We start from the raw sequence: 22,222 nt of genomic DNA, 5'->3' as shown, positions 1-22,222 counted from the left end.
AGGAGACGGCGGATCAGTGGTTCAGTGCGGCGGTGGCATCGCGGCCCGGTGCCGGCGCGGCCTGTGGCTGCATCGCCACGGTCTTGGCCTGCACCGGCATGCCCGGCATGAAGACCTTCTGCACGCCGTCGATGATCACCTTGTCACCGGCAGCCAGCCCGTGCTCGACGATGCGCAGGCCTTCGGCGGTACGGCCGAGCTGGATGTCGCGGCGCTGCGCCTTGCCATCCTTGTCGACCACGTAGACGTACTTGCGGTCCTGGTCGGTCAGCACGGCCTTGTCATCGATCAGCATGGCCTGGAACTGGCCGCTGCCGAGCAGCTGCACGCGGGCGAAGAGGCCCGGCGTGAACTGGCGGTCGGCATTGTCCAGCAGCGCGCGGACGCGGATGGTGCCGGTGCTGCGGGCCACCTGGTTGTCGAGGAAGTCGACCTTGCCCGAGTGCGGGTAGCCTTCTTCACCGGACAGGCCGACCTTCACCGGCAGATCGCTGTCACGCTCGCTCGGGCGCTCGCCCTTGCGTGCCATCTGCGCGTAACGCAGGAAGGTGCTTTCGTCGGCATCGAAGTAGACGAACACGGTATCCAGCGAGACCAGCGTGGTCAGCACACTGGCGCTGTCGCCGGCGGTGACCAGGTTGCCGGCGGTGACCATCGCGCGGCCGGCACGGCCGTCGATCGGGGCACGCACCTTGGTGAACTCCAGGTTGAGGCGGGCCGCGTCCAGCGCGGCCTGCGCCGCCTGCACGGCGGCACCGGACTGGTCCGCGGCAGCGCGACGCTGCTCGGCGGTCTCGGTGGAGATCGCCTGCTGCTCGGACAACCGCTTGGCGCGCTCGGACTCACTGCGGGCCAGCGTGGCCTGGGTGCGGGCGCGGGCCAGTTCGGCGGCGGCACGATCGTACTCGGCCTGGTAGCTGCGCGCGTCGATGGTGAAGAGCACTTCGCCCTTCTTCACTTCCTGGCCTTCGACATAGTTGACCTTGTCGATGTAGCCGGACACGCGCGGACGCAGTTCAACGCTCTGCACCGCTTCAACGCGGCCGCTGAACTCGTCCCACTGGCTGACCTGCTTGACCAGCACCGGCGCGGCACTGACCTGCGGCGGCGGCGGTGCACCGGCTTCTTCGGCATGGCCGCCGCTGCAGGCTGCAAGCACGGCCGCGGCGAGGATCGACACGCCGACCATCGCGATGCGATGGCCGAAACGATGTGGGGTGGTATTGGGGGAAGTCATGGCATGCATCCGTACGGAGGGGTGGTACAGCTATATGAAAAGGTGTTGCGAAAATCGGCGGCGCATACTGCGACCTCAACCATGGTCGAGGTCAAGCAACGCCTGCGGTATCGCGCCAGAGCGGGGGAACTTCCAGGTGCAGCAGGCCGCGCGGCAGTTCGGCATCGCTGCTGTCGCAACGGACAATGGCGCGGTTGTCGCGGCAACCATCCAGCAGCGAGACCACGCGACGGCCGACCAGCAGCGAGCTGGGCCACTCGATGCAGGCGTTGGCCGCGTTGGCCGGGGTACAGACCGGGCTGCAGACTTCCAGCATCTGCGCACGCACGCCCAGCGCCTGCGCTTCCTGATGCACCACCTGCGCATACATGCGCAGCGCGGCGGTGGTGATCGAGGTCTCGCCGTAGCCCGCCCACGGCTTGGCATTGGCCGGGCTGCCGATCATCACGTAGCGGCGCGCGTGCACGTTGTCCTGCAGCAGCGGCAGCAGGTGGCGCACCGCATGCACGTGCGGCATCAGGTCGGCCTGCATTGCGCCCATCAGCTCGTCACCGTTGCGATCGGTCACGCGGCCACGGCGGTAGGGGCCGCCCATCGCAGCGATGACCGCTGCCAACGGACGCGGTCGCTGCGCGATGCGCTCGGCCAGCGTGCGTGCCGAACCATCATCACTGAGCGAACCCAGCAGCGTTTCCAGGCCCGGCTCATCGGCGAACTGTTCGTGCAGTGCCGCCAGCCGGCCCGGATCGCGACCGACCACCAGCACCGGGCTGCCGGCTTCCAGCAATGCACCGACCACGCCCTGGCCCACGGCGCCGGTGCCGCCGAGGACCAGGACTTCGGGCGTCAGCATCCCATTCACGGGACATTTCCTCCCAAATCCGGGATAGTCCCAATTCGACGCAGCCGGTCACCCTTATGCGGGGCCAGGCGGATGACGCCGCCACGCTGCTGACGCATGGGCGCGGTAAACTCTCGGAAATCCTTGTGCACCAAGGAACTCGGGCGGGCTTCAACGGTCATCGCCAGGTCCAGGGTGTTCTGGCCGGCGTTCCGGAGACGGGCAAGAATGTTGCGCAGGCTCATGGCGGACGGGCTCCAAATAACGAATGGCGCCACGATAGACCTCAAACCTTTACTTGATTAGTCCTGATTAAGGGGAATAATCATCCCGTTCCCGGTCCAATCGTTCTGTCACGATTGTCCCATCCCCGACGTCCAGGATCCCTGACCATGTCCCACGATCTCAATGAGACGCTGATCTTCGTCAAGGTGGTCGAGCAAGGCAGCTTCATTGCCGCTGCCAAATCGCTCGGCCTGCCCAAGACCACGGTCAGCCGCAAAGTGCAGGAACTGGAGACGCGCCTGGGCGCGCGCCTGCTGCACCGGACCACGCGCCGCCTTGGCCTGACCGAAGCCGGTTCGATCTATCACGAGCATTGCCAACGCATCGCACGCGAGCTTGAAGAGGCCGAGAGCGCGGTGAGCCAGCTGCAGTCCGGCCCGCGCGGCTGGCTGCGCTTCACCGTGCCCTACTCCATCGGCATCACCTGGATCGCACCGCTGCTGGGCCAGTTCCATGCGCAGTATCCGGAGATCCGCCTGGACATGCACATGGGCAACGAGAAGCTGGACCTGATTGCAGGCGAGGCGGATCTTGCGTTGCGCGTGGGTGCCCTGCCCGATTCCAACCTGGTCGCGCGCAAGCTCGGCAGCCTGCGCACGCAGGTGTTCGCCAGCCCGGCCTACATCGAACGATATGGCGAGCCGCTGCATCCGGAAGAGCTGCAGTTCCATCGCATCCTGGCAATGCGCAAGCCGTACCACACCGGCAACTCGCCACGCTTCACCTGGCAGCTGGGCGAGAACGGCGGCGAACTGCGTGACTTCCCGGTCACGCCGTTGATGACAGCCAACGACATGTCTGCATTGAATGGCGCACTGGTGTGCGGCGAAGGCCTGCTGCTGACCGGCGATGTGATGGCCAAGCCGTTCGTCGAGTCCGGCATGGTTCGCCGCGTGCTGGCCGGCTGGACCGGCCCGGAGGTGGACTTCAACGCCGTGTTCGCCGGTGGCCGCCTGGTCTCGCCGAAGGTGCGTGCGTTCGTCGACTTCCTGGTCGAGAAGCTCAACTTCGACGCCAACTACATGCTGGCGCAGTGCCCGGGCGCGAAGCTGGCACAGCAGCAGAAGGCGCAGGAAGACGCCGCGCTGGAGAGCAGCGGCAAGCGGATCCTGGAGAAGGTTGCCGCCTCGGCAGCATGATGCCGTCTGTAGTCGAGCCATGCTCGACTGCGCCTATGTAGAGTCGAGCCAAGCTCGACTTCCGGAAAACAGTCGAGCATGGCTCGACTCTACAGTTCGGACAGCACGTGCTCGACCAGCGCGCGCAGTTTCGGCTCGGCCTGGCGACGGCTGGGGTAGTACAGGAAGAATCCGGCAAACCGCGGGCAATACGCGTCCAGCACGGACACCAGCTCACCGCGTTGCAGCCACGGCCGCCAGGTCTCTTCCATGCCGATGGCCAGGCCTGCGCCGGCCAGCGCCAGCCTGACCATCACGCCCATGTCGTTGCTGGTGATTTCCGGCTGCACATCGACACTGAATTCACGGCCCCGCTCTTCGAACTCCCAGCGATAGGGCGCCCTGCCCGGCGCACTGCGCCAGCCGATGCAGCGATGGCTGGCCAGTTCCCGTGGGTGCGCCGGCAGCGCATGGGCATCACGATAGCCCGGCGAGCACACCACCAATTGGCGCTGCCGCGCCGATACCGGCACCGCGACCATGTCCTGGGCAATGACCTCGCCCAGACGCACGCCTGCATCGAAGCCCGCGCCGACGATATCGAACGCTTCATCGGTCACGGTGATGTCCAGTTGCAGCGCGGGATAGCGCGCAGCGAATGCCGCCAGCATCGGGCCGGCCAGGAACGCCTCGGCAATGGAGGACACGGCAAGCCGCAGTTGCCCGGAGACGACGGCCTGGCGGCGCAGGCTGGCCTCGAGCGCATCGCCCAGTTCCGCCAGCGCAGGGCTGACCGAGACCAGCAGCGCCTGCCCGGCATCGGTGAGGCTGACGCTGCGGGTCGTGCGCAGCACCAGGGCGATGCCCAGCGACTGCTCCAGCTTTGCGATGGTCTGGCTGACCGCCGAACGGGTCACGCCGAGTTGATCGGCCGCGGCGGTGAAGCTGCGGCAGTCTGCCACCCGCTGGAACACGGCGAGAGCGTTGAGATCGACGGCCATTGATTAGCACTTCTGAACAAGGTGATCAGCAGTCGCCATCTTATCGCGACAAGGTGCGCCGTCTACCGTGGCAACACCGGGCACACCCCGGCACTCCCTACCCTTCAGAGACAACGCCATGGCCTTTTCCCGAACCATCCTCATCACCGGCGCCTCCAGCGGCATCGGCGCCGGCATCGCCCGCTCCCTCGCGCAACCGGGGGCACGCCTGGTACTGGGTGCCCGCCGCCTGGACCGTCTGCAGGCGCTGGCCGACGAGCTGCGCCAGCAGGGGGCCGAGGTTCTGGTGCATGCTCTGGACGTGACCCGGCGCGCGCAGGTGGAGGCCTTCGCCGAAGCCGCCCGGCAACGCTTCGGCGCAATCGACGTCATCATCAACAATGCCGGCGTGATGCCACTGTCCCTGATGGGCTCGCTGAAGGTGGAAGAATGGGACCGGATGATCGACGTGAACATCCGTGGCGTGCTGTACGGCATCGCTGCCGTGCTGCCCGGCATGATCGCCCAGCGCAGCGGCCAGATCATCAACATCGCCTCGGTCGGCGCGCTGTCGGTCGTGCCGACCGCAGCGGTCTACTGCGCGACCAAGTATGCGGTGCGCGCGATTTCCGACGGCCTGCGGCAGGAGCACCGCGAGCTGCGGGTGACCTGCATCCATCCTGGCGTGGTGGAAAGCGAGCTGGCCGACAGCATCACCGATCCGGCCGCGGCCGAGATGATGGTCGGCTACCGCGCGATCGCCCTGCAACCGGATGCGATCGGCCGCGCCGTAAGATTTGCGATCGAGCAGCCTGCGGATGTGGACGTGAATGAAATCGTGGTGCGGCCGACGGCGACGGTGTGAGCCGGGCATTCCGCTCTGGTAGAGGTCGAGCGTGCTCGACCGCCTTCTGTAGAGTCGAGCATGGCTTGTATGTTCCTCCCGGCTCCTACGCGGTATGTAGGAGCCAGGGTGGAGGGACCGTCAACATGTTATCTGCGGGTACCAGCCGACAGACGAGTCGAGCGATCCCCATCCCGCACCTTAACGTGGATAAAGGATCTAGCGGCCTTTGAGGACCGCCGATGTAGGCAAGCCAACGTGGTGCGGTACCACCCCAGCCCTTCAACAATAGCTGGGAGTTGCGCAGATGTCAGATCGTTTCGCCGTCGGTATTGATGCCGATTCACGGACCCTGGTGGTGGCCTACCATGGCACCAAGGGCAGCTTCCGGATCGCCAATTCAGCCTCGGCCATCAACAAATGGCTGTCCAGCCTGCCCGTAAAGTGTTGTATCGGCGTGGAGGCGACCAATCGCTACCACGAGCTTGTGGTTCAAGCGGCCCAGAAGGCCGATCATGCTGTCTTCGTACTCAACCCACGTGACATCAAGCACTACGCCAAAGGTGTGGCTTGCCGCGGCAAGACCGACTCCGGCGATGCCCAGGTCATTGCGCGTTACATCGCCAAGGAAGCCGACAATCTGCACGAGCATGTCGCCCGTTCGACGGCGCAAGAGCGGCTGCACGTGCTTCTGCAGCAGCGCGACAGTCTGGTGCGGAACAAGGCAACGCTCCATCTCTCATTGGGTGCGGATGCGGCTGACTCAGCCATCTTCGGGCGTATTTTCAGGGGCCTGAAAGAGGCGATTGCGATGCTGGACCGGGAGATCCAACGGCTCTGCCGCAGCGGCGAACAGAGCGATCTGTATCGACGGATCATGACCCCGGGGATCGGGCCGACGGTGGCTGCCTTTGTCACCCATCACATCACCCGCTGGCCGCTGGCCAGCTCAGACGCGTGGGTGGCCTGCACTGGCCTGGACCCCCGACCCAACGAATGCGGGGCGCGGATCGGCCGACGCCGTTTGTCCAAGCGAGGCAACGCCGGCCTGCGTCAAATCCTCTACATGGCGGCCATGGGCCTGACCCGATCCAAAGGCGGCAAGCCCCTCTACCTGGCCATCCGAGAGCGCGGACACAGCAGCACCGCCAGCTTCAACATTCTGGCCAGAAAGCTGGCCAGGATCGCCTGGGGTGTCTTCAAGAGCGGCCGGGACTTCGATCCGGCGATGCTGAAGGTGGGTCAAGCCTGCTACCAGCAGGCTTGACCACGAACATAGGATCTCGACTCTACAAAAGCGAAAAAGCACGCGGTCATGCGGTGTGCCGAGCAAGCTCGGCACCTACGGAAAACGCCGCCTGCAAGGGCGGCATTTTCGTTCCGGCGGGCAGACTTCCGGTAGATGCTGACCTTGGTCGGCACTGCGCGCAAACGCAGCGACCGGAAACGCTGTCGGTGTGCCGAGCAAGCTCGGCACCTACGGAAAATGCCGCCTGCAAGGGCGGCATTTTCGTTCCGGCTGCGCCGGAACCGTAACGCTGCGCGTTACTGCTTCAGCGGAATCACGCGGATCTCGACGCGGCGGTTCTTGGCACGGCCGGCATCGGTGCTGTTGTCGGCAATCGGGTACGACTTGCCGGCGCCCAGCGTTTCAATGCGCACGCTCTGCACGCCCTGGCCGATCAGGTACTGCGCCACCGAGTCGGCGCGTTCCTTCGACAGGCGGTTGTTGACCGCATCGCTACCGATGCTGTCGGTGTGGCCGACCACTTCGATCATGGTCTGGTTGTAGTCACGCAGGGTGCCGGCAACACCGTTGAGCGAACCATAGAACTGCGGCTTCAGGGTCGCCTTGCCGAAGTCGAAGGTGATGCCGTCCGGCAGGTTCAGCATGATGTTGTCGCCCTGGCGCTGCACATCGATGCCGGTGTTGGCAGTGCGCTCGCGCAGTGCACGTTCCTGGCGATCCTGGTACTGGCCGACAGCGGCACCACTGAGTGCGCCGATACCGGCACCGATCAGCGCGTGCTGGCGGCGCTCGGTGGCGCTGTCGCCGGTCAGCAGGCCGGCGGCCACGCCGATGGCGGTACCGATCAGCGCGTTGCGGCCGGTGCGGTTCTGCTGCTCGGTCGGGTTGCCGTACTGGTCACTCTGCACATAGGAGCCGCCGGTGGCGCAGGCCGACAGGACGGCCGCACTCATCAGGGCCAGTGCGACGTTGCGGGTGGTGTTGCGGATCATGGGGTTCTCCTTGGTTTCCGGTCGGCCGGCGGCTTGCGGGCGCAAAGAGAATAAACAGCCCGATGCGATGCCGGAATGATGATGCAGCGCGCCGACAGGGCCGCGTTCAGCTATCTGACCGGATCGCTCAGCTCGCGCTTTACCCCGCTCCCGACTGGCGGTAAGCAACCAGAGCGGCATCGCGACCCGCCGCCAGGTCCACCAGAGGCGAGCGCGGATAGCCAGGGGCATGCGCCTCCAGCAGCAACGGGTGCTGCCACGGCGCGAAGCGTGCCTTCATCGGCAGCGCAGCCAATTCCGGCACCCAGCGGGTGATATAGCGGGCCTGCGGATCGAACTTCTCGGCCTGGGTAACCGGATTGAACACGCGGAAGTACGGCGCGGCGTCGGCGCCGGTTCCGGCCACCCATTGCCAGCCCATCGTGTTGTTGGCCAGGTCGGCATCGACCAGGGTGTCCCAGAACCAGCGCGCGCCGTGCAGCCAGTGTGCGCGCAGGTGCTTGCACAGGTAGCTGGCCACGATCATCCGCACCCGGTTGTGCATGTAGCCGGTGTGCCACAGCTCGCGCAGGCCGGCATCGACGATCGGCACGCCGGTGTTGCCGCGCTGCCAGTCATGCAGTTGCGCCGCGCTGGGCGTGGCCCACGGGAAGCGATCAAAACGCGGGTTGAGATTGTCGGTGGGGGTCTTCGGGAAGTGGTGCAGCAGGTGGTAGGCGAAGTCGCGCCAGCCCAGCTGGCGCAGGTAGCCGTCGATATCCGCGTCGGTGCCTGCACTGCGCAGGGCCTCCAGCGCATGGGCGATGCGCCACGGCGCGATCTCGCCGAAGTGCAGATGCGGCGACAACCGCGACGTTCCAACGCGATCCGGCAGGTCGCGCTGCTCGCGGTAGCCGCGCAACGCACCGTCCTCGAACACGGACAGCGCCTCCAGCGCGCCGGCCTCGCCCGGCTGCCAGTGCTCCCAGAAACCGGCATCCCAGTCCAGCGCAGGCGAAAGCCGCAGCTCATCCAGCGCAAGGCTGTCGACCGCGTGCGCAGTCAGTGCCTTGGGTGCGGCCGTCAGCGCCGGCAGGCGCCAATGACTGAGCACGTTGCGCCAGTACGGAGTGAACACCTTGTACGGCTGGCCTTGCTTGCTCGCGATGTCCCAGGGTTCGAACAGCAGGCTGCCATTGCAGCTCTGCGCATCGATGCCCTGCTCGCGCAGCGTGCGCTTGATCTCCGCGTCGCGCGGCTGGGTGGCCGGTTCGTACTTGCGGTTCCAGTACACCGCCTCGGCGCCGGTCTGTTCGACCAGCGCCTGCAGCGTCGCCAAACTGTCGCCGCGGCGCAGCACCAGCGACGAGCCGCGCGAACGCAGGTCGGCATCCAGCGCCGCCAGCGAATGCTGGCGCCACGCATCGGAGGCCGCGCCCGGCATCCACTCGCCTTCCTCGTGCGGCGCATGTATGTAGACCGGCACCACCTCGTGGCCTGCGTCCAGCGCGGCCTGCAGGGCCGGATTGTCCTGCAGCCGCAGATCTCGACGGAACCACACCAACGCTACCGACACGTGCATCGCCTTCATTCTGGATGGCGCACATGATAGCCAGCGACGGTGAAGGTGATGCGTGCGCGGGGCATCCACGCATGACGTGGCTCTACCGGTTGAAGCGTTGCATCGCCTCGCTGATCAATGCCCGTGCTTCGGCAGCGTTGCCCCAGCCATTGAGCTGCACCGGGTTGCGGCCGGCCGGCAGGTCCTTGTAGACCCGGAAGAACGCCTCGATGCGCTGCCGTTCGATCTCCGGCAGATCGGCTAGGTCGCGGATGTTGGCGAAGGTCGGGTCGACCTTGTCGGTGGGCACGCCGATGATCTTCTCGTCATGCTCGCCGCCATCGATCATCTTCAGGTAGCCGATCGGCCGGAAGCGCACGATCACCCCCGGATGCAGCGGCTCGCGGGTCAGCACCAGCGCATCCAGAGGGTCGTTGTCACCGGCCAGCGTGCGCGGCATCGAGCCATAGTTGGCCGGATAGGCGACCGGCATCGACTGGAAGCGATCAACATGCACCAGCCCATCTTCCTTGATCTCGTACTTGGTGAAGCTGCCGGCCGGGATCTCCACCGCCAGGTTCACTTCCTGCGGGGCCTGCTTCGGCTGGGCCACCAGGAAAGGATGCAGCACGGCATCGGCGGCGGTCACTGCACTGGCCAGCAACAGCAGTGCGGTACCGATGGCAGCGAGGGAAAGGATACGAGAGCGAGTGGTCATCGGTGTGTGCTCATTCCCAGCAACGGTCGGCGCGACCCTTGGCGGTCTGCGAACGGGGGCAGTCGCGCGGCGTGATGCGGCCGTCGATCAGTTCCGTTCGCGTCTTGCTGCCCTTGGCGTCACGCTGCAGTTCGAAGGCATCGTAGAGACGGCCCGTCACCGTGCGCGCTTCATAGCGCAGGCGCTGCGGGTCAACGTTCAGGACCTGGAACAACTGGGTGTCCTCGGCCACCGGATCCATCGTCCTGCGTGCTTCGTCGGAAAGGCGGTACTGCTTCGGCCCGGCCACGGTCACCACGTACTGTGGCGTCGCGGCCTGCCCTTCACCACGGCGGCCGTAGGTGTGATCGTGGCCCTGCAGCACCAGATCGACGTTGTGGCGGCGTACCACCGGCAGCAGCACGTCACGCAGCGCGGCATTCTCGCGGCCTTCGCGCGGCGAATAGAACGGCTGGTGCAGCAGCACGATGGTCCACGGCTGCGGATTGCCGGTCAGCACCTTGTCCAGCCACTGCGCCTGCGCCTTGGCCGTACCCAGGTCGAGTGCAGAGGTGCCATCCACCACGGCCACGCGCACACCCTGCGCATCGAACCAGTAGCTGGTCTGCTGTGCGGCGGCAGCGCCATTGCCCGGCAACGCGAAGGTCACCGGCCAGTGCTTGCCCAGCACGCGGCGTTCCTGCGGGGTGTCCTCGAACTCCTCGAAGTACTCGTGGTTGCCGATCGCCGGCGCCACCAGCGTCTCCTGCGCCAGCCAGCCGGTGGCGGCGAACCACTCGCCCCACTCGCTGTCGTCCATGTTGTCGCCGCCGCTGACCAGGTCGCCAGCGAACAGGCTCATGCGCGCCTGCGGTGCCGCCTTCTGCGCAGCACGCACGACCCGGCTGACATGGCTGACGTTCTTGTTCTGGGTGTCACCGAAGTACAGCAGGGTCAGCGGCTGATCGGCGGCCGCCAGCGTGCGCAGCTGGCTCCACGCGCTCCAGCTGCCGTTGCCCTGCACGCGGTAGACATACTGGGTATCCGGCTGCAGGCCGCCGATGTCAGCACGATGGTGATGCGACAGCCCGTTCTCGGTCTGCAGCGCACGGGTCGTTGCGCGTACCTGGCGGATGCCCTCGATGGCCGGTGAATCTCCGGCCACGGCGATTTCCAGCAGCGGCGCCTGCACACTGCCGTCGGTCCGCCAGGCCACCGCAAAGCCGTGGCTGGGATCGGCCGCGGGCGAGGCGACGATGCGGTCCGGCACCGTCGTCGCTGCGTAGTGGTGGCTGCCTGCCGGTACCTGGGTGTTCGGCTCCGCGGCGGCAAAGCCCAGCGCGGGGACGACCAGGAGCAGGCCCAATGCCAGGGCGCTCATGCAACGCCCGCTCATGCGCCACACTCCAGCGGCAACGCCAACTGCTTGGCGATGCTCTCCCAGTCGAACGCGACCACGCCCTGATCGTCATGCACCGCGTACAGCGCACCGTGCGGGAACCGTGCACTGGGCTGCTGCATCATCCAGATCCCATCGGTGTTGGCCACGGTATTGCCCTGGAACGCGCCCACCGGCTTCAGCGTGTGACGGTCGAAAAGGTGGAACACGCTACGCTGCTTGCCCTGCTCGGTGGTGATCCACCAGCCGTCCTTGCCACAGGTGCGCAGGGTCACGCCTTCGGCCTGCGCCTTGAACACGTCGCGGCCGAAGGTGGTGCCGGTGAAGCGGCCGGCCAGGGTGTAGACCTTGAACTCGCTGGCGTAGCTTTCGTCCTCTTCGGCAATCAGCAGGCGATCGTTCTCGGGGTCGCCCCAGATCGATTCGACCACGCGCAGCGCACCGGCCTCGGTGGTATCACCGATGCTGGCTACAAGCTTCGCTTCGACCTTCGCACCGTCGCGGGTCACGTGGTACTGGCGCACGCGCTTGTCCAGTTCAGCCAGCGGCGGCAGGATGTCACGCCCCTGCGCATCCTCGCCGTTGTCCCAGGAGTCGGTGACGTAGACGCTGTAGCCATCGGCCCGGCGGTCGACCCACAGGCCGTACGGCTTGCGCAGGTCGTCCGCAGCGAACGTCGCCAGCGGGGTGAAGTCCGGCAGGCCCAGCACCTGCACGCGGTGATTGTCGCGCTCCACGATCCACAGCAGGTCGTCGGTCACCGCGATGCCGTTTGGGCGGTCGAACTGCCCCGGCGCGGTACCGCTGCTGCCAACGTCACGAAGATGCTGGCCGGTGCTGCCGTCGTAGACCACCAGCTTGTCGGTGGCCTTGGCGGTGGCGATCAGCCACAGCGTTCCTTCCGGCGCACGCCAGGCCGCCGGCGAATCGATGTTGTCGGCCGGCGTCATCGGCGAAAGGAACGCCTCGGCGATGGTGGCCACCGCACGCTCACTAGTGGCCTTCGCTGCCGTCGCGGCCGCCGCCGGATCATTGCCCGTGGCCGGCGCGCAGCCAGCCGCCAGGCTGGCCATCAGTGCGGCAGCCAGGACGGTGATGCCACGCCCCATCACAGTGCCACCTTCAGGCCCAGCGCGTAGGTGCGGCCGTACTCTTCCATCTGCAGAGTGCGCGAACGCGTGCCCTGGTACAGCTCCAGTGGCTTGTCCAGCAGGTTCTGCGCTTCGAAGTACATGCTCACGCGCGGGGTGAACTTGTAGTCCAGCGAGAAGTCCAGCTGGGTGTTGGGTGCCACATAGATGTCGAAGGCACGGCCCTTGCCGATGCTGTCCAGGTACTCGCTGCGGTACACCGCTGCCAGCCGCGTGCTCAGGCCGTACTTCTCATAGCCGACGTGCGCGCTGTAGACGTGCTTGGAGGCGCGCGGCAGGGTGAAGTCTTCGCCCGCACGATCCTTGATGCCGGCATCGAACGTGGTGTCGAGCCAGGTGCCGCTGGCACCGACCAGCAGCCCGTCCAGGCCGGCCGGCAGGAACGCCAGCTGCTGCTGCCAGTTGAACTCCGCACCGCGCACGGTGGCCTTGCGGCCGTTGATCGGCTGGATCACGTCGAAGCCGCCGTAGGCCGGGTCATTGGTGCGCACGGTTTCCACGATGTAACCGTCGATCGACTTGTGGAACAGGCCCAGCGACACGATGCCGGTGCTGCCGATGTACTTCTCCACCGACAGATCGATGTTCTTCGATTCGTAAGGATCCAGCTCCGGATTGCCCAACCGCACTTCCTCGTCACCGCGGCTGTAGCCCACGCGCGGCGAAATGTCACCGAACGAAGGGCGCGAGACGGTCTTGTTGGCCGAAGCACGCAGCACCCAGTCGTCTGCGGCGTCGTAGCGCAGGTGCAGGCCCGGCAGCACGTTGGTGTAGCTGCTGTTGGCCACGCGCGGGGTGACGGTGAAGCTGCGGCCATTGGCCGCCACGTCCACCTGGTTGCCGGTGGCCTTGAACTGGGTGTTCTCCACGCGCACGCCGCCGATGATGCGCAGTGCGCCGATGTCCCAGGTACCCATCGCGTAGCTGGCGAAGATGTCCTCGCTGGCCACGTAGTCTTCTTCCAGCGAGGTCATTGCGTTGCCGCCAAGGTCCTGCGGCCGCGCACTGTACTGGCTGCCATTGGCCGCCCAGAACGCGCGCATCGCGGCCGAATCCATACCGTCACCCATGTTGCCGTGGCGATGCTCCGGCGAGGAGGTGGTCCAGCTCGACAGCGCCACCTTCGGGCCGACGCGCAGCTCGTTCTCGTCGACATTGACGTCACGGTCGCGCCAGCGGCCCAGCAGGCCGATCTTGATGCTGCCGCTGTCGCCGTCGAAGCGCACGTTGACCTGCGCGCTGTGTTCCTTGTCATTGACCTGCTTGGGCGAAAGCACGAAGCGGTCGAACGCGTAGTTGCCGTTGTCCAGCCACTGCGGGTTGTCGAAGCTGTAGCTGGGCAGGCGGCTGCGCTGGTCCAGGGTACCGTTGAATGCCTTGCCGTTGAGCTTGAAGCGGGCCTCCATCTCGTCGTTCACACGCTCTTCGGTGCGGGTGTAGCCGACCTTGTAATCGATCACGGCATTGGTCAGCTTGTTCTCGCCGCCCAAGCTTGCCGCAAAGGTGTTTTCCTTCTTGGTGCGGTAGCGCATGCGCTTGTCGATCGAATCCTTCGGCATGCCATCCAGGCGGTACTGATCGGTGCCGGTCTTGACCATCTTCGCATCGTCGAAGTTGAAGATCACCCGCTGGCGCGTTTCGGCGTCATCGAACTGGCTGTACAGCGTGCGCAGGTAGTACTTGCTGTCTTCGTTCGGGCGCCAGTCGAGGTTGAGGTTGGCACCGATGCGCTTGCGCTCGATCTCGTACTTGCGGTGCTGCAGGTTGATCGCGGTGACGTCGCCCGGCGCGGCATCGTCCTCGCCGTCGTATTCCACTTCGGTGTTGTCCGACTCGAACCTGCGCTTCTGGTAGTTCACGCCCAGCGCCACGCCGAAGGTGTCGTTGAACACTTCGCTGTAGTTGAATGCGGCCTTGGGGCTGGTCTCGCCGGACAGCTGCTGATGGCTGCCCTCGATCTTGGCGCGCAGGCTGCGGCCGTCGCGGTCGAAGGCCGAGGCCGACTCCACCAGCACCGCGCCACCAATGGCATCGCCCGGCATGTCCGGGGTCGGCGACTTGACCACGCGCAGGCGCTCGGTGGAATCGGAGGGAATCACGTCCAGCGGCGCAGCGCGGCTGGAATCTTCCGGCGTGCCGATGGCGATGCCATCGACGCTGACACTGTTGAGGTTGGCGTCCAGGCCGCGGATGACCACGAAGCGGCCCTCGCCCTGGTCACGCGTCACGCTGACGCCCGGCAGGCGCTGCAGCGACTCGGCCACGTTCTTGTCCGGGTACTGGCCCAGCGCATCGGAGGACACGGCGTCCTCGATGGCATCGCTGCTGCGCTTGAGGTCGACCGCGCGGATCTGCGATTCGAGCTGCGCTCGCACTTCGATGCGGTCGAGGTCGACCGCGTCGGCGGCCACCGCGCCGGTGGCGGCGACCGCCTGCTGCCCGGCGGCCTGCAGCGGTGCAGCCACCCCCATCGCCAGGGTCAGGGTGATGGCAACGGCCAACGGAGTCTTGATATGCACTGGGAATCCCCATTCCTGTTAAGAATGGGTCTGCACGGTATGTCCGCAAGGTTGCATGGCCATGACATGGATCTGCACATTTGACGAAGCGCGGGTTTGGGTTCGGCCCACCGATCCGGCAAAATGGCGTCCTCTCTCCTTTTCCCCTTCCCGACCATGAAGATCGTCGAAGTGCGCCATCCGCTGGTGCAGCACAAGATCGGCCTGATGCGCAACGCCGCGCTCAGCACCAAGGATTTCCGCGAACTGGCCAACGAGCTGGGCACGCTGCTGGCCTACGAGGCCACCGCCGACCTGGACACAGAGCCGCATACCCTGCCCGGCTGGGCCGGCCCGGTCACCGTGCAGCGCATCGCCGGCGCCAAGATCACCGTGGTGCCGATCCTGCGTGCCGGCCTGGGCATGCTCAGCGGCGTGCTGTCGCTGATCCCGGCCGCCCGCGTCAGCGTGGTCGGCCTGCAGCGTGATGAGGAAACCCTGCAGCCGGTGCCCTACTTTGAACGCTTGACCGGCCGCCTGGAAGAGCGCGATGCGCTGATCCTGGACCCGATGCTGGCCACCGGCGGCACCCTGATCGCCACCATCGACATGCTCAAGCGCGCCGGCGCGCGCCGCATCAAGGGCATCTTTCTGGTGGCCGCACCGGAGGGCATCGACGCGGTCAAGGCCGTGCATCCGGACGTGGAGATCTACACCGCGGCCATCGATGCCCAGCTCAATGACAAGGGCTACATCCTGCCGGGCCTGGGCGATGCCGGCGACCGCATCTTCGGTACCCGCGTCGGCTGATCCGCTGAACCGGGGTCAGAGCCCTTTCGCTGTGAAGGGGATCTGACCCCAGGCACGGCATTACAGGCCGGCCGCGAAGGCTTCCAGCTGGCCGATGGCAGTGTTCCAGCCGTCGAAGAAGCCCAGCTGCTCATGCTGGTCACGCAGCGCCTTGTCCGGGTGCATCACCCGCGCGGTGTAACGGCAGCCCTGGCCCTCGTCCTCCATTGTGATGATGGCGGTGAAGCCCAGCCACGGCGACTGCGGGCGCCAGCCCGCGCCCAGCATCGAGGTGAACACCAGGTGCTGCTGCGGCACCACCTCCAGGAAGCTGCCCGGATTGTCACTGCTGCCGCCGTCGGGGCCCTGCATGAAGGTGTGGAAGGCCCCGCCAGGGCGCAGGTCGAACGCACGCACCTCGGTGGTCCACGGCTTCGGGCACCACCACTGGCGCAGCAGTTCGGGGTCTGTCCAGGCCCGCCAGAGTGCCGCGCGCGGCGCGTTCAATACGCGGCTGATGACCAGATCGGTGTCGGGGTTGCTACCTGCGTCCACGGCCATGGGCCTGCTCCTGTCGGTGAAGGGTTTCAACGAACGCGACCATGCGGTCGGCGCGTGCTTCCCACACAGCACGCTGCGCGGCCAGCCATTGCTCGGCCTGCTCCAGCCGCGCCGGCACCAGTTCGCAGGTGCGTATGCGCCCCTGCTTGTGGCTGCGCACCACGCCGCTGCGTTCCAGCACGGCCAGATGCTTCATCAGCGAGGGCAAGGCCATCTCGAACGGCTCGGCCAGCACCGACACGGTGCACGGCCCCTGCCCCAGCGCGGCCACGATCGCGCAGCGCGTCGGGTCGGCCAGCGCGTGGAAGACGGCCTGGAGGCCTGGCTCATACTTACCCATATGGCTAAGTAATACGCCGATCTGAATGCCGATGCAAGCGAGTACGGCCAAGGCGGTCTTTCTTCACGTGGCCTTTCCGCCCACAAGCCAATGCTCCGCGCACCCGCCACCGCTTGGAGTCACCCGATGAAAGCGTCTTTCCTGCTGGCCGCTGTCCTGCTTGTCGGCCTGCCACTGGCCGCCAACGCCACCACCCCGCAGCAGCAGCGCATGGCCGACTGCTCGGCCAAGAACAAGGGGCTGAAGGGCGACGCCTACAAGACCGCGCAGAGCGCCTGCCTCAGTGGCCACGCCGCCGACGCCAAGCCGGCCAATGCGCAGCAGGAGCGCATGCGCAAATGCAATGCCGATGCGGGCGCCAAGAAGCTGGCCGGTGATGCACGCAAGACCTTCATGAGCAGCTGCCTGAAGGCATCGTAATCGTCGCGTCCGCATAGAACGCCATCCATGCATGGCGTGGATCTGCTGCGTCAGTGAAAGGCCGGGCACTTCCCGGCCTTTTCATTACCCCAACGCGCGCGCCTTCAGTTCCCCCTGCTCGTGCAGGGTGACGAAACGCCCCTTGTCATCACGACCGAGCTGCGCCAACGCCACCTGCGGATCGTGGGTGAAGAACAGATGCACGTTGCGCGCCAGTTTGTCTTCGAGGAACTGCCGCTTCTCGTCGATCAGCAGCTCGGCGTTGCGGTCGTAGCCCATGGTGATCGGCACGTGTACCCATGACCGGCCCGGAATCAGGTCGGCGCAGAACACCACGCCACCGCGCGCACGCTCGCCGGCATCGGCATGGCCGACAATCTCGGCCAGCATCAGCCCCGGCGTATGCCCATCGCTGTAGCTGAAACGCACGCTGCGTCCCAGCGCCCTGGAGTACTCCCCGTCCACCACTTCCAGGCGGCCACTGGCGTGCAGCAGGCCGGGCAGTTCCGGAATGAAGCTGGCCCGATCCCGCGGATGCGGCTGCACGGCGCGCTGCCAATGCTGTGCGCCCACCACGTAGGTCGCGTTGGGGAACAGCAGCTCGGGCTCGCGCCCTTCGCTCCATGCCGCCAGCAGGCCACCGGCATGATCGAAGTGCAGGTGGCTGAGCACCACCACATCGATGTCCTCGTGCTCGAAACCGGCTTCGCGCAGCGAATCGATCAGCACGTGCTGGCTTTCCTGCACGCCATAGCGCTCGCGCATGCGCGGATCGAAGAACGCGCCGATACCGGTTTCGAACAACACCGTCTTGCCTTCCAGCGGGCTGGCAAGCAGCGCACGGCAGGCCAGCTCGATGCGATTGAGCTCGTCCGGCGCTGCCCATTTTTCCCATAACGCGCGCGGCGCGTTGCCGAACATCGCACCGCCATCGAGGCGCTGCGAGTTTCCACGAATAGACCAGAGTTTCATGGGTCGATTATCGGCGCCGGCTCGTTAAATAATCGCTAGAAAGGAAACGGAAAACCCCGCCGGCAAAGGCGGGGTTTCGTCGAGCCAGCAGATTGCCGGCCCGCGGCCGGCACGACCGGATCAGCGCGCTGGCACGACCTGGGCGCTGCCCACCGGGTTGCGCGGGTCGCTGCCGCCGAACAGCGTGTTGGACTTGCGGTCCCATTCCACGGTCTGCAGGTTGCCCCACACATGGCTGGAACCGCGGCCACCGGCAGCGACGTTGCCTGGCAGGTCGATCCTGTGGCCCATCGCCTGCAACTGCTTCACCGTGCCGGCATCGAACGCATCGTCCTCGGCTTCGATCAGGTCCGGCAACCACTGGTGGTGGTAGCGCGGCAACGCGGCCACCTGCCGCGCATCCAGCCCGGCGTCGTAGCCGAGGATGCCCAGCAGCACCATGGTGATGATGCGGCTGCCACCCGGGGTGCCCAGCACCACCACCTTGTCGGCGTTCTCCATGAAGGTCGGCGTCATCGAGCTGAGCATGCGCTTGCCCGGCTTCGGCGCGTTGGCTTCATAGCCCATCACGCCGAATGCGTTGGGCGTGCCGGGCTTCAGCGCGAAGTCATCCATCTCGTTGTTCAGCAGCACGCCGGTGCCCTTCGGTATCAGCCCCGAGCCGTACAGCAGGTTGACCGTCTGGGTGGCGCCAACGCGGTTGCCGTCGCGGTCGATGATCGAGAAGTGGGTGGTCTCGTCATCTTCCAGCGGCGTCGGGTTGCCCGACAGCAGGTCGCTGGGCGTGGCCTTCTCTGGATGGATGGTGGCCCGCAGGCCCTGCGCGTAATCCTTGCTGGTCAGCACCTTCTGCGGGATCTGCACGAAGTCCGGATCGCCGAGGAAGAAGGTGCGGTCGCGGTAGGCGCGGCGCATCGACTCCACCACCAGGTGGGTGCGGTGGGCCGGGTCCATCTTCTTGATGTCCCAGCCTTCGAGGATCTGCAGCATGCTGGCCAGCGCGATGCCACCCGACGACGGCGGCGGCGCGGTGGTGATCTTCCAGCCGTTGTAGTTGAAGACGATCGGTTCGCGCTGCTTCACGCGGTATCCGGCCAGTTCCTCGGCGGTCCATTTGCCGCCCGCCTGCTTCACGCCTTCCAGCAGCAGTTTGCCGGTCTGGCCCTTGTAGAAACCGTCGAAGCCACCGGCGGCCAGGCGTTCCAGCGTCTGCGCCAGTTCCGGCTGCCTGAACAAATCGCCGGTGGCGATCGGCTTGCCGTTGCGCAGGTAGACCTCGCGGGTGCCGGGGAAGCGCTCCATCACTTCACGGCGCGAGGCATAGCCCTTGGCCATGCGCTCGTACACCGGGAAACCTTCGCGCGCGATGCGGATGGCCGGCTGCAGCGACGCCGACAGCGGCAGCTTGCCATGCTTGGCCGACAGTTCGACCAGCGCCGCAGGCAGGCCCGGAATACCGGCCGACCAGGCGCCGTTGACCGAGCGGTCACGGTCGAGGTTGCCCTGCTTGTCGAGGAACGCCTGGGGCGTTGCCGCAGTCGGTGCAGTCTCGCGCGCGTCCAGCATCACATCCTTGCCGGTGGCCCCATCGTGCAGCAGGAAGAAGCCACCGCCGCCCAGTCCGGAACTGATCGGTTCGACCACCGCCAGCGTGGACGACACCGCCACCGCGGCGTCGAAGGCATTGCCGCCCTGCGCCAGGATGTCGATGCCGGCCTGGGTGGCCAGCGCATGGCCGCTGGCAATGGCGGCGCCGTCGGGGCGTTCGGCACGGACCGGACTGTCGGCCCAGGCGATCGGGCTCAGCAGCAGGCCGAGCAGCAGCAGGGGGCGGACGATCAGCGTCTTCATTCGGATGGGGGCTCCGCATAGAGTTCGGGGTGATCGTGCTGCAGCTGGCGCAGCTTGGCCAGCAGCTGGACTTCCGTTTCCACGATCTCCGGGTCCGGATCGATGCATTCGACCGGGCAGACGACCACGCACTGTGGCTCGTCGAAATGACCCACGCATTCGGTGCAGCGCGCAGGGTCGATCACGTAGATGGTTTCACCCATCGCAATGGCCTGGTTCGGGCAGGCCGGCTCGCATACGTCGCAGTTGACGCAGAGCTCGTTGATTTTCAGCGACATGGCGATACTCCTCGCCCGCGCCTTGGGACAAGGACCGGCCAGCGCGGGCGCGCGGGCCGGTCAGGTCATCAGCGGCGCCCTTGCGGAGCGTCGCCCGGGCCATGCCGGAGCATGGCCGCCATGGCTCGGTCTTACTTGGCTTCGACGAAAATGTACTCGGCACCGGTCGGCTGGATCGCAGCCTGCACGCGGGCGTTGTCGGCCGACTGGCCGATGAAGACGACGCGCACGCCCTTCATCGAATCCGGCCCCACGTCCTTGAACACGGCCTGGATCATGTCAGCCATCTTGCCCGAGGCCGACGAACCGAAGGCCAGCATGTTGCCCGGCTGCACGCCACGGGCCACGGCCTGGGTCGCGCTCTCGGTCTGGCGCTCGTACTTGGCCTGGAAGTCCGGGTCCGATTCCGGCGAGAGGTAGTACAGGAACGGGCTGTTGGTGATGTTGCCCATGTTCTGGATCGCCACTTCCTGCAGGTACTTCTTCCAGCCTGCATCGTCGTCCTTGGACGGCGCGACCAGCGCCTGCTTGGCCTCGTCGACCGGAGCGGCCTCTTCCTTCTTGCAGGCGGTGAAGGCCAGGGCCAACGAAGCGATCAGCATCGCGCGCATGGTGGTGTTCATGGGTTTCCTCCCGGAATGGTGCGTGGTGGTGTACGTAATGGGGTGCGGGTGCAGCGGGGCTTACGACTGTGCCGACTTCGCTTCGCGGACCTTGCGCAGGGCTTCGAGCACCGCGGCCGGCACGAAACCGGACACGTCACCGCCCAGGCGCGCGATCTCGCGGACCAGCGAGGACGAAATGAAGCTGTGCTGCTCGGCCGGGGTCAGGAACAGGGTCTCGACCTCGGGAATCAGATGGCGATTCATGCTGGCCATCTGGAACTCGTATTCGAAGTCGGACACCGCGCGCAGGCCGCGCAGCAGCACCCCACCCTGGACCGAACGGACGAAATGGGCCAGCAGCGTATCGAAGCCGATGACCTCGACATTGCCGTGGTGGCCCAGTGCGCCGCGGGCCAGCTGCACACGCTGTTCCAGCGGCAGCGCCGGGCCCTTGGACGGGCTCTGCGCCACGCCGACCACGACCTTTTCGAACAACGGCGCGGCCCGGCTCACCAGGTCGATATGACCATTGGTGATCGGATCGAACGTGCCGGGATAGACGGCAATGCGGCGGTTGGCCACGGTCATGGGCGGATGCAGATGTTCAGATGAAGTCAAAGTGTAGCAGTGGCGCGGCGGTACAGGGCAAAGCGCACCTCACGGGTGCCGCCCTCGCGGTGCAGCAGCCATTCCGCCGGCAGCACGGGCACGTGTCCGGCCGGCGATTCCAGGTACAACCAAGCATCGGCGGCCAGGTGCCGCGGCAGCTGGGCCAGCACGTCCTGCCACAGGCCATCGGCGAACGGCGGGTCGATGAACACCAGGTCGGCCTGCTGCGCCGGGGAGCTTTGCAGCCAGCGCAGGGCATCGGCCTGGACCACGGTGACCTGGCCGGTTGCCTGCAGTTTGGCGACGGCGGCGGACAGGTTGCGCCCGAGCTGGGCATCGCGCTCGACCAGGGTGGCGTGGGCGGCGCCGCGCGAGACGGCCTCCAGGCCCAACGCGCCGCTTCCGGCGAACAGGTCGAGCACCCGCGCCCCGCCCAGCCGGGGCATCAGCCAGTTGAACAGCGTTTCGCGAACGCGGTCGCTGCTCGGCCGCAGGCCCGGCAGGGTCGGCACCGGCAGGCGGGTATTGCGCCAGCGGCCACCGATGATGCGGACCTGGCCGTCATTGCCACCGCGGCCGCTCACCGGCGCCCCCGGAGGGAGGTATTCGAGAATTTCAGCATGAAGGGGATTGTAGTCGTCCGGGCGGCGCCCGGAACCCGCGGAAGCCGAAGCAACAGCCGAAGCAACTTCAAAAGCTTGATCCCTGTGGGTTGGCGGGGTGGGTCCGGTTGCGGGGGACGCCGTGAATCCGTCCATGGAGGCTCGGTCGCGCCATCCATGGCGCTCACGCCCCCGCAACCGGACCCACCCCGCCTTCGACAGTTTCCTGCGATCTGCAGTAGATCCACGCCATGCGTGGATGAACATCTGTCAGATATCCAAGGAATTGATGAGATCAGAAGCCCAGCCGTTGCCACCGTCACCGGGAACCTGTCAGAGGCGGGGCGGTGTGGGTGGGCAGGAC

23 protein-coding genes are annotated in these 22,222 nt (G+C 66.3%); 5 read left to right on the top strand and 18 right to left on the bottom strand.

Annotated elements, in window-relative coordinates; translation table 11 throughout:
- Window positions 1-13 precede the first annotated feature (13 nt).
- The 3 genes from O0J73_RS05880 to O0J73_RS05870 form a co-directional block, all read right to left on the bottom strand.
- The gene (locus tag O0J73_RS05880) at window positions 14-1,237 is read right to left on the bottom strand and encodes an efflux RND transporter periplasmic adaptor subunit (RefSeq protein WP_308308212.1); all 1,224 of its coding nucleotides are present in this window, start codon (window positions 1,235-1,237) and stop codon (window positions 14-16) included.
- 91 nt (window positions 1,238-1,328) lie between these two features.
- The gene (locus O0J73_RS05875) at window positions 1,329-2,099 is read right to left on the bottom strand and encodes an SDR family NAD(P)-dependent oxidoreductase (RefSeq protein WP_197613378.1); all 771 of its coding nucleotides are present in this window, start codon (window positions 2,097-2,099) and stop codon (window positions 1,329-1,331) included.
- Window positions 2,096-2,323 carry a hypothetical protein gene (locus O0J73_RS05870; protein ID WP_049456214.1) on the bottom strand — a complete coding sequence of 76 codons (228 nt, stop codon included), beginning with the start codon at window positions 2,321-2,323 and terminating at the stop codon, window positions 2,096-2,098. The genes O0J73_RS05875 and O0J73_RS05870 overlap by 4 nt, the downstream gene beginning before the upstream one ends.
- A 147-nt stretch (window positions 2,324-2,470) precedes the next feature.
- Here O0J73_RS05870 and O0J73_RS05865 point away from each other — a divergent pair, with 147 nt between their 5' ends.
- A complete protein-coding gene (locus tag O0J73_RS05865; protein WP_005416157.1) occupies window positions 2,471-3,502 on the top strand; it encodes a LysR family transcriptional regulator in 1,032 nt (343 codons plus the stop codon).
- Between the two features lie 89 nt (window positions 3,503-3,591).
- Here the strand turns inward: O0J73_RS05865 and O0J73_RS05860 are convergent, their stop codons facing one another.
- On the bottom strand, window positions 3,592-4,482 hold the full coding sequence (locus O0J73_RS05860) for a LysR family transcriptional regulator (protein WP_049457655.1): 891 nt from the start codon (window positions 4,480-4,482) through the stop codon (window positions 3,592-3,594).
- 118 nt (window positions 4,483-4,600) lie between these two features.
- Between O0J73_RS05860 and O0J73_RS05855 the strand changes: the two genes are divergently transcribed.
- On the top strand, window positions 4,601-5,326 hold the full coding sequence (locus O0J73_RS05855; protein WP_308308211.1) for an SDR family oxidoreductase: 726 nt from the start codon (window positions 4,601-4,603) through the stop codon (window positions 5,324-5,326).
- A 286-nt stretch (window positions 5,327-5,612) separates the two neighbouring features.
- Entirely contained in the window at window positions 5,613-6,572 is a 960-nt protein-coding gene (locus tag O0J73_RS05850) for a transposase (protein ID WP_308308210.1), read from the top strand.
- A 278-nt stretch (window positions 6,573-6,850) separates the two neighbouring features.
- Here the strand turns inward: O0J73_RS05850 and O0J73_RS05845 are convergent, their stop codons facing one another.
- From O0J73_RS05845 to O0J73_RS05820, 6 genes are all read right to left on the bottom strand, one after another.
- On the bottom strand, window positions 6,851-7,546 hold the full coding sequence (locus O0J73_RS05845) for an OmpA family lipoprotein (RefSeq protein WP_008267948.1): 696 nt from the start codon (window positions 7,544-7,546) through the stop codon (window positions 6,851-6,853).
- A 139-nt stretch (window positions 7,547-7,685) separates the two neighbouring features.
- Window positions 7,686-9,101, bottom strand: a complete 1,416-nt coding sequence (locus O0J73_RS05840) for a deoxyribodipyrimidine photo-lyase (RefSeq protein WP_197564156.1) — start codon at window positions 9,099-9,101, stop codon at window positions 7,686-7,688.
- Window positions 9,102-9,189: 88 nt separating this feature from the next.
- A complete protein-coding gene (locus O0J73_RS05835) occupies window positions 9,190-9,804 on the bottom strand; it encodes an inorganic diphosphatase (protein ID WP_006433506.1) in 615 nt (204 codons plus the stop codon).
- A gap of 10 nt (window positions 9,805-9,814) precedes the next feature.
- Window positions 9,815-11,179: a metallophosphoesterase family protein gene (locus O0J73_RS05830; RefSeq protein ID WP_308308209.1), complete on the bottom strand. Its 1,365-nt coding sequence runs from the start codon at window positions 11,177-11,179 to the stop codon at window positions 9,815-9,817.
- Window positions 11,176-12,291, bottom strand: coding sequence for a phytase (locus tag O0J73_RS05825; protein WP_308308208.1), 1,116 nt, complete (start codon window positions 12,289-12,291; stop codon window positions 11,176-11,178). Before O0J73_RS05825 ends, O0J73_RS05830 begins: the two co-directional genes overlap by 4 nt.
- The gene (locus tag O0J73_RS05820; protein ID WP_308308207.1) at window positions 12,291-14,852 is read right to left on the bottom strand and encodes a TonB-dependent receptor; all 2,562 of its coding nucleotides are present in this window, start codon (window positions 14,850-14,852) and stop codon (window positions 12,291-12,293) included. The genes O0J73_RS05825 and O0J73_RS05820 overlap by 1 nt, the downstream gene beginning before the upstream one ends.
- Window positions 14,853-15,008: 156 nt before the next feature.
- On the opposite strand from O0J73_RS05820, the gene upp reads away from it, so the two are divergent.
- The gene (gene upp / locus O0J73_RS05815; RefSeq protein WP_049457648.1) at window positions 15,009-15,641 is read left to right on the top strand and encodes a uracil phosphoribosyltransferase; all 633 of its coding nucleotides are present in this window, start codon (window positions 15,009-15,011) and stop codon (window positions 15,639-15,641) included.
- A 60-nt stretch (window positions 15,642-15,701) separates the two neighbouring features.
- On the opposite strand, the gene O0J73_RS05810 is transcribed toward upp, so the two are convergent.
- Both O0J73_RS05810 and O0J73_RS05805 read right to left on the bottom strand, forming a co-directional pair.
- Complete coding sequence (locus O0J73_RS05810) at window positions 15,702-16,181, bottom strand: SRPBCC family protein (protein WP_006433248.1); 480 nt, start codon at window positions 16,179-16,181, stop codon at window positions 15,702-15,704.
- Entirely contained in the window at window positions 16,162-16,521 is a 360-nt protein-coding gene (locus O0J73_RS05805) for a metalloregulator ArsR/SmtB family transcription factor (RefSeq protein ID WP_308308230.1), read from the bottom strand. The genes O0J73_RS05810 and O0J73_RS05805 overlap by 20 nt, the downstream gene beginning before the upstream one ends.
- 126 nt (window positions 16,522-16,647) lie before the next feature.
- On the opposite strand from O0J73_RS05805, the gene O0J73_RS05800 reads away from it, so the two are divergent.
- Entirely contained in the window at window positions 16,648-16,941 is a 294-nt protein-coding gene (locus tag O0J73_RS05800; protein ID WP_006433189.1) for a PsiF family protein, read from the top strand.
- Window positions 16,942-17,025: 84 nt separating this feature from the next.
- Here O0J73_RS05800 and O0J73_RS05795 read toward each other — a convergent pair whose 3' ends face one another.
- The 6 genes from O0J73_RS05795 to rsmD all read right to left on the bottom strand — a co-directional run bounded on the left by O0J73_RS05795 (window position 17,026) and on the right by rsmD (window position 21,840).
- Window positions 17,026-17,913 carry an MBL fold metallo-hydrolase gene (locus tag O0J73_RS05795; protein ID WP_308308206.1) on the bottom strand — a complete coding sequence of 296 codons (888 nt, stop codon included), beginning with the start codon at window positions 17,911-17,913 and terminating at the stop codon, window positions 17,026-17,028.
- 120 nt (window positions 17,914-18,033) lie between these two features.
- Window positions 18,034-19,764, bottom strand: coding sequence for a gamma-glutamyltransferase (gene ggt, locus O0J73_RS05790; RefSeq protein WP_308308205.1), 1,731 nt, complete (start codon window positions 19,762-19,764; stop codon window positions 18,034-18,036).
- Entirely contained in the window at window positions 19,761-20,042 is a 282-nt protein-coding gene (locus tag O0J73_RS05785; RefSeq protein WP_308308204.1) for a YfhL family 4Fe-4S dicluster ferredoxin, read from the bottom strand. The genes ggt and O0J73_RS05785 overlap by 4 nt, the downstream gene beginning before the upstream one ends.
- A gap of 131 nt (window positions 20,043-20,173) precedes the next feature.
- Window positions 20,174-20,665, bottom strand: a complete 492-nt coding sequence (locus O0J73_RS05780; RefSeq protein WP_006433096.1) for a hypothetical protein — start codon at window positions 20,663-20,665, stop codon at window positions 20,174-20,176.
- 60 nt (window positions 20,666-20,725) lie between these two features.
- Entirely contained in the window at window positions 20,726-21,235 is a 510-nt protein-coding gene (gene coaD / locus O0J73_RS05775) for a pantetheine-phosphate adenylyltransferase (RefSeq protein WP_006433094.1), read from the bottom strand.
- Between the two features lie 26 nt (window positions 21,236-21,261).
- Entirely contained in the window at window positions 21,262-21,840 is a 579-nt protein-coding gene (gene rsmD / locus O0J73_RS05770) for a 16S rRNA (guanine(966)-N(2))-methyltransferase RsmD (protein WP_308308203.1), read from the bottom strand.
- Between the last annotated feature and the right edge of the window lie 382 nt (window positions 21,841-22,222).

Origin of the sequence: Stenotrophomonas sp. Sm6012 (assembly GCF_030985895.1) — a bacterium.
GTDB lineage: Bacteria > Pseudomonadota > Gammaproteobacteria > Xanthomonadales > Xanthomonadaceae > Stenotrophomonas > Stenotrophomonas forensis.
This window is presented reverse-complemented; position numbering and strand designations above follow the sequence as displayed.

Coding starts and splice junctions, on each gene's coding strand:
- O0J73_RS05870 (WP_049456214.1), bottom strand. CDS start 2,323: ATGAGCCTGCGCAACATTCTTGCCCGTCTCCGGAACGCCGGCCAGAAC.
- O0J73_RS05850 (WP_308308210.1), top strand. CDS start 5,613: ATGTCAGATCGTTTCGCCGTCGGTATTGATGCCGATTCACGGACCCTG.
- O0J73_RS05795 (WP_308308206.1), bottom strand. CDS start 17,913: ATGAAACTCTGGTCTATTCGTGGAAACTCGCAGCGCCTCGATGGCGGT.
- O0J73_RS05880 (WP_308308212.1), bottom strand. CDS start 1,237: ATGACTTCCCCCAATACCACCCCACATCGTTTCGGCCATCGCATCGCG.
- O0J73_RS05830 (WP_308308209.1), bottom strand. CDS start 11,179: ATGAGCGGGCGTTGCATGAGCGCCCTGGCATTGGGCCTGCTCCTGGTC.
- upp (WP_049457648.1), top strand. CDS start 15,009: ATGAAGATCGTCGAAGTGCGCCATCCGCTGGTGCAGCACAAGATCGGC.
- O0J73_RS05810 (WP_006433248.1), bottom strand. CDS start 16,181: ATGGCCGTGGACGCAGGTAGCAACCCCGACACCGATCTGGTCATCAGC.
- coaD (WP_006433094.1), bottom strand. CDS start 21,235: ATGACCGTGGCCAACCGCCGCATTGCCGTCTATCCCGGCACGTTCGAT.
- O0J73_RS05860 (WP_049457655.1), bottom strand. CDS start 4,482: ATGGCCGTCGATCTCAACGCTCTCGCCGTGTTCCAGCGGGTGGCAGAC.
- O0J73_RS05855 (WP_308308211.1), top strand. CDS start 4,601: ATGGCCTTTTCCCGAACCATCCTCATCACCGGCGCCTCCAGCGGCATC.
- O0J73_RS05800 (WP_006433189.1), top strand. CDS start 16,648: ATGAAAGCGTCTTTCCTGCTGGCCGCTGTCCTGCTTGTCGGCCTGCCA.
- O0J73_RS05805 (WP_308308230.1), bottom strand. CDS start 16,521: ATGGGTAAGTATGAGCCAGGCCTCCAGGCCGTCTTCCACGCGCTGGCC.
- O0J73_RS05825 (WP_308308208.1), bottom strand. CDS start 12,291: ATGGGGCGTGGCATCACCGTCCTGGCTGCCGCACTGATGGCCAGCCTG.
- O0J73_RS05780 (WP_006433096.1), bottom strand. CDS start 20,665: ATGAACACCACCATGCGCGCGATGCTGATCGCTTCGTTGGCCCTGGCC.
- O0J73_RS05865 (WP_005416157.1), top strand. CDS start 2,471: ATGTCCCACGATCTCAATGAGACGCTGATCTTCGTCAAGGTGGTCGAG.
- ggt (WP_308308205.1), bottom strand. CDS start 19,764: ATGAAGACGCTGATCGTCCGCCCCCTGCTGCTGCTCGGCCTGCTGCTG.
- O0J73_RS05785 (WP_308308204.1), bottom strand. CDS start 20,042: ATGTCGCTGAAAATCAACGAGCTCTGCGTCAACTGCGACGTATGCGAG.
- O0J73_RS05835 (WP_006433506.1), bottom strand. CDS start 9,804: ATGACCACTCGCTCTCGTATCCTTTCCCTCGCTGCCATCGGTACCGCA.
- O0J73_RS05845 (WP_008267948.1), bottom strand. CDS start 7,546: ATGATCCGCAACACCACCCGCAACGTCGCACTGGCCCTGATGAGTGCG.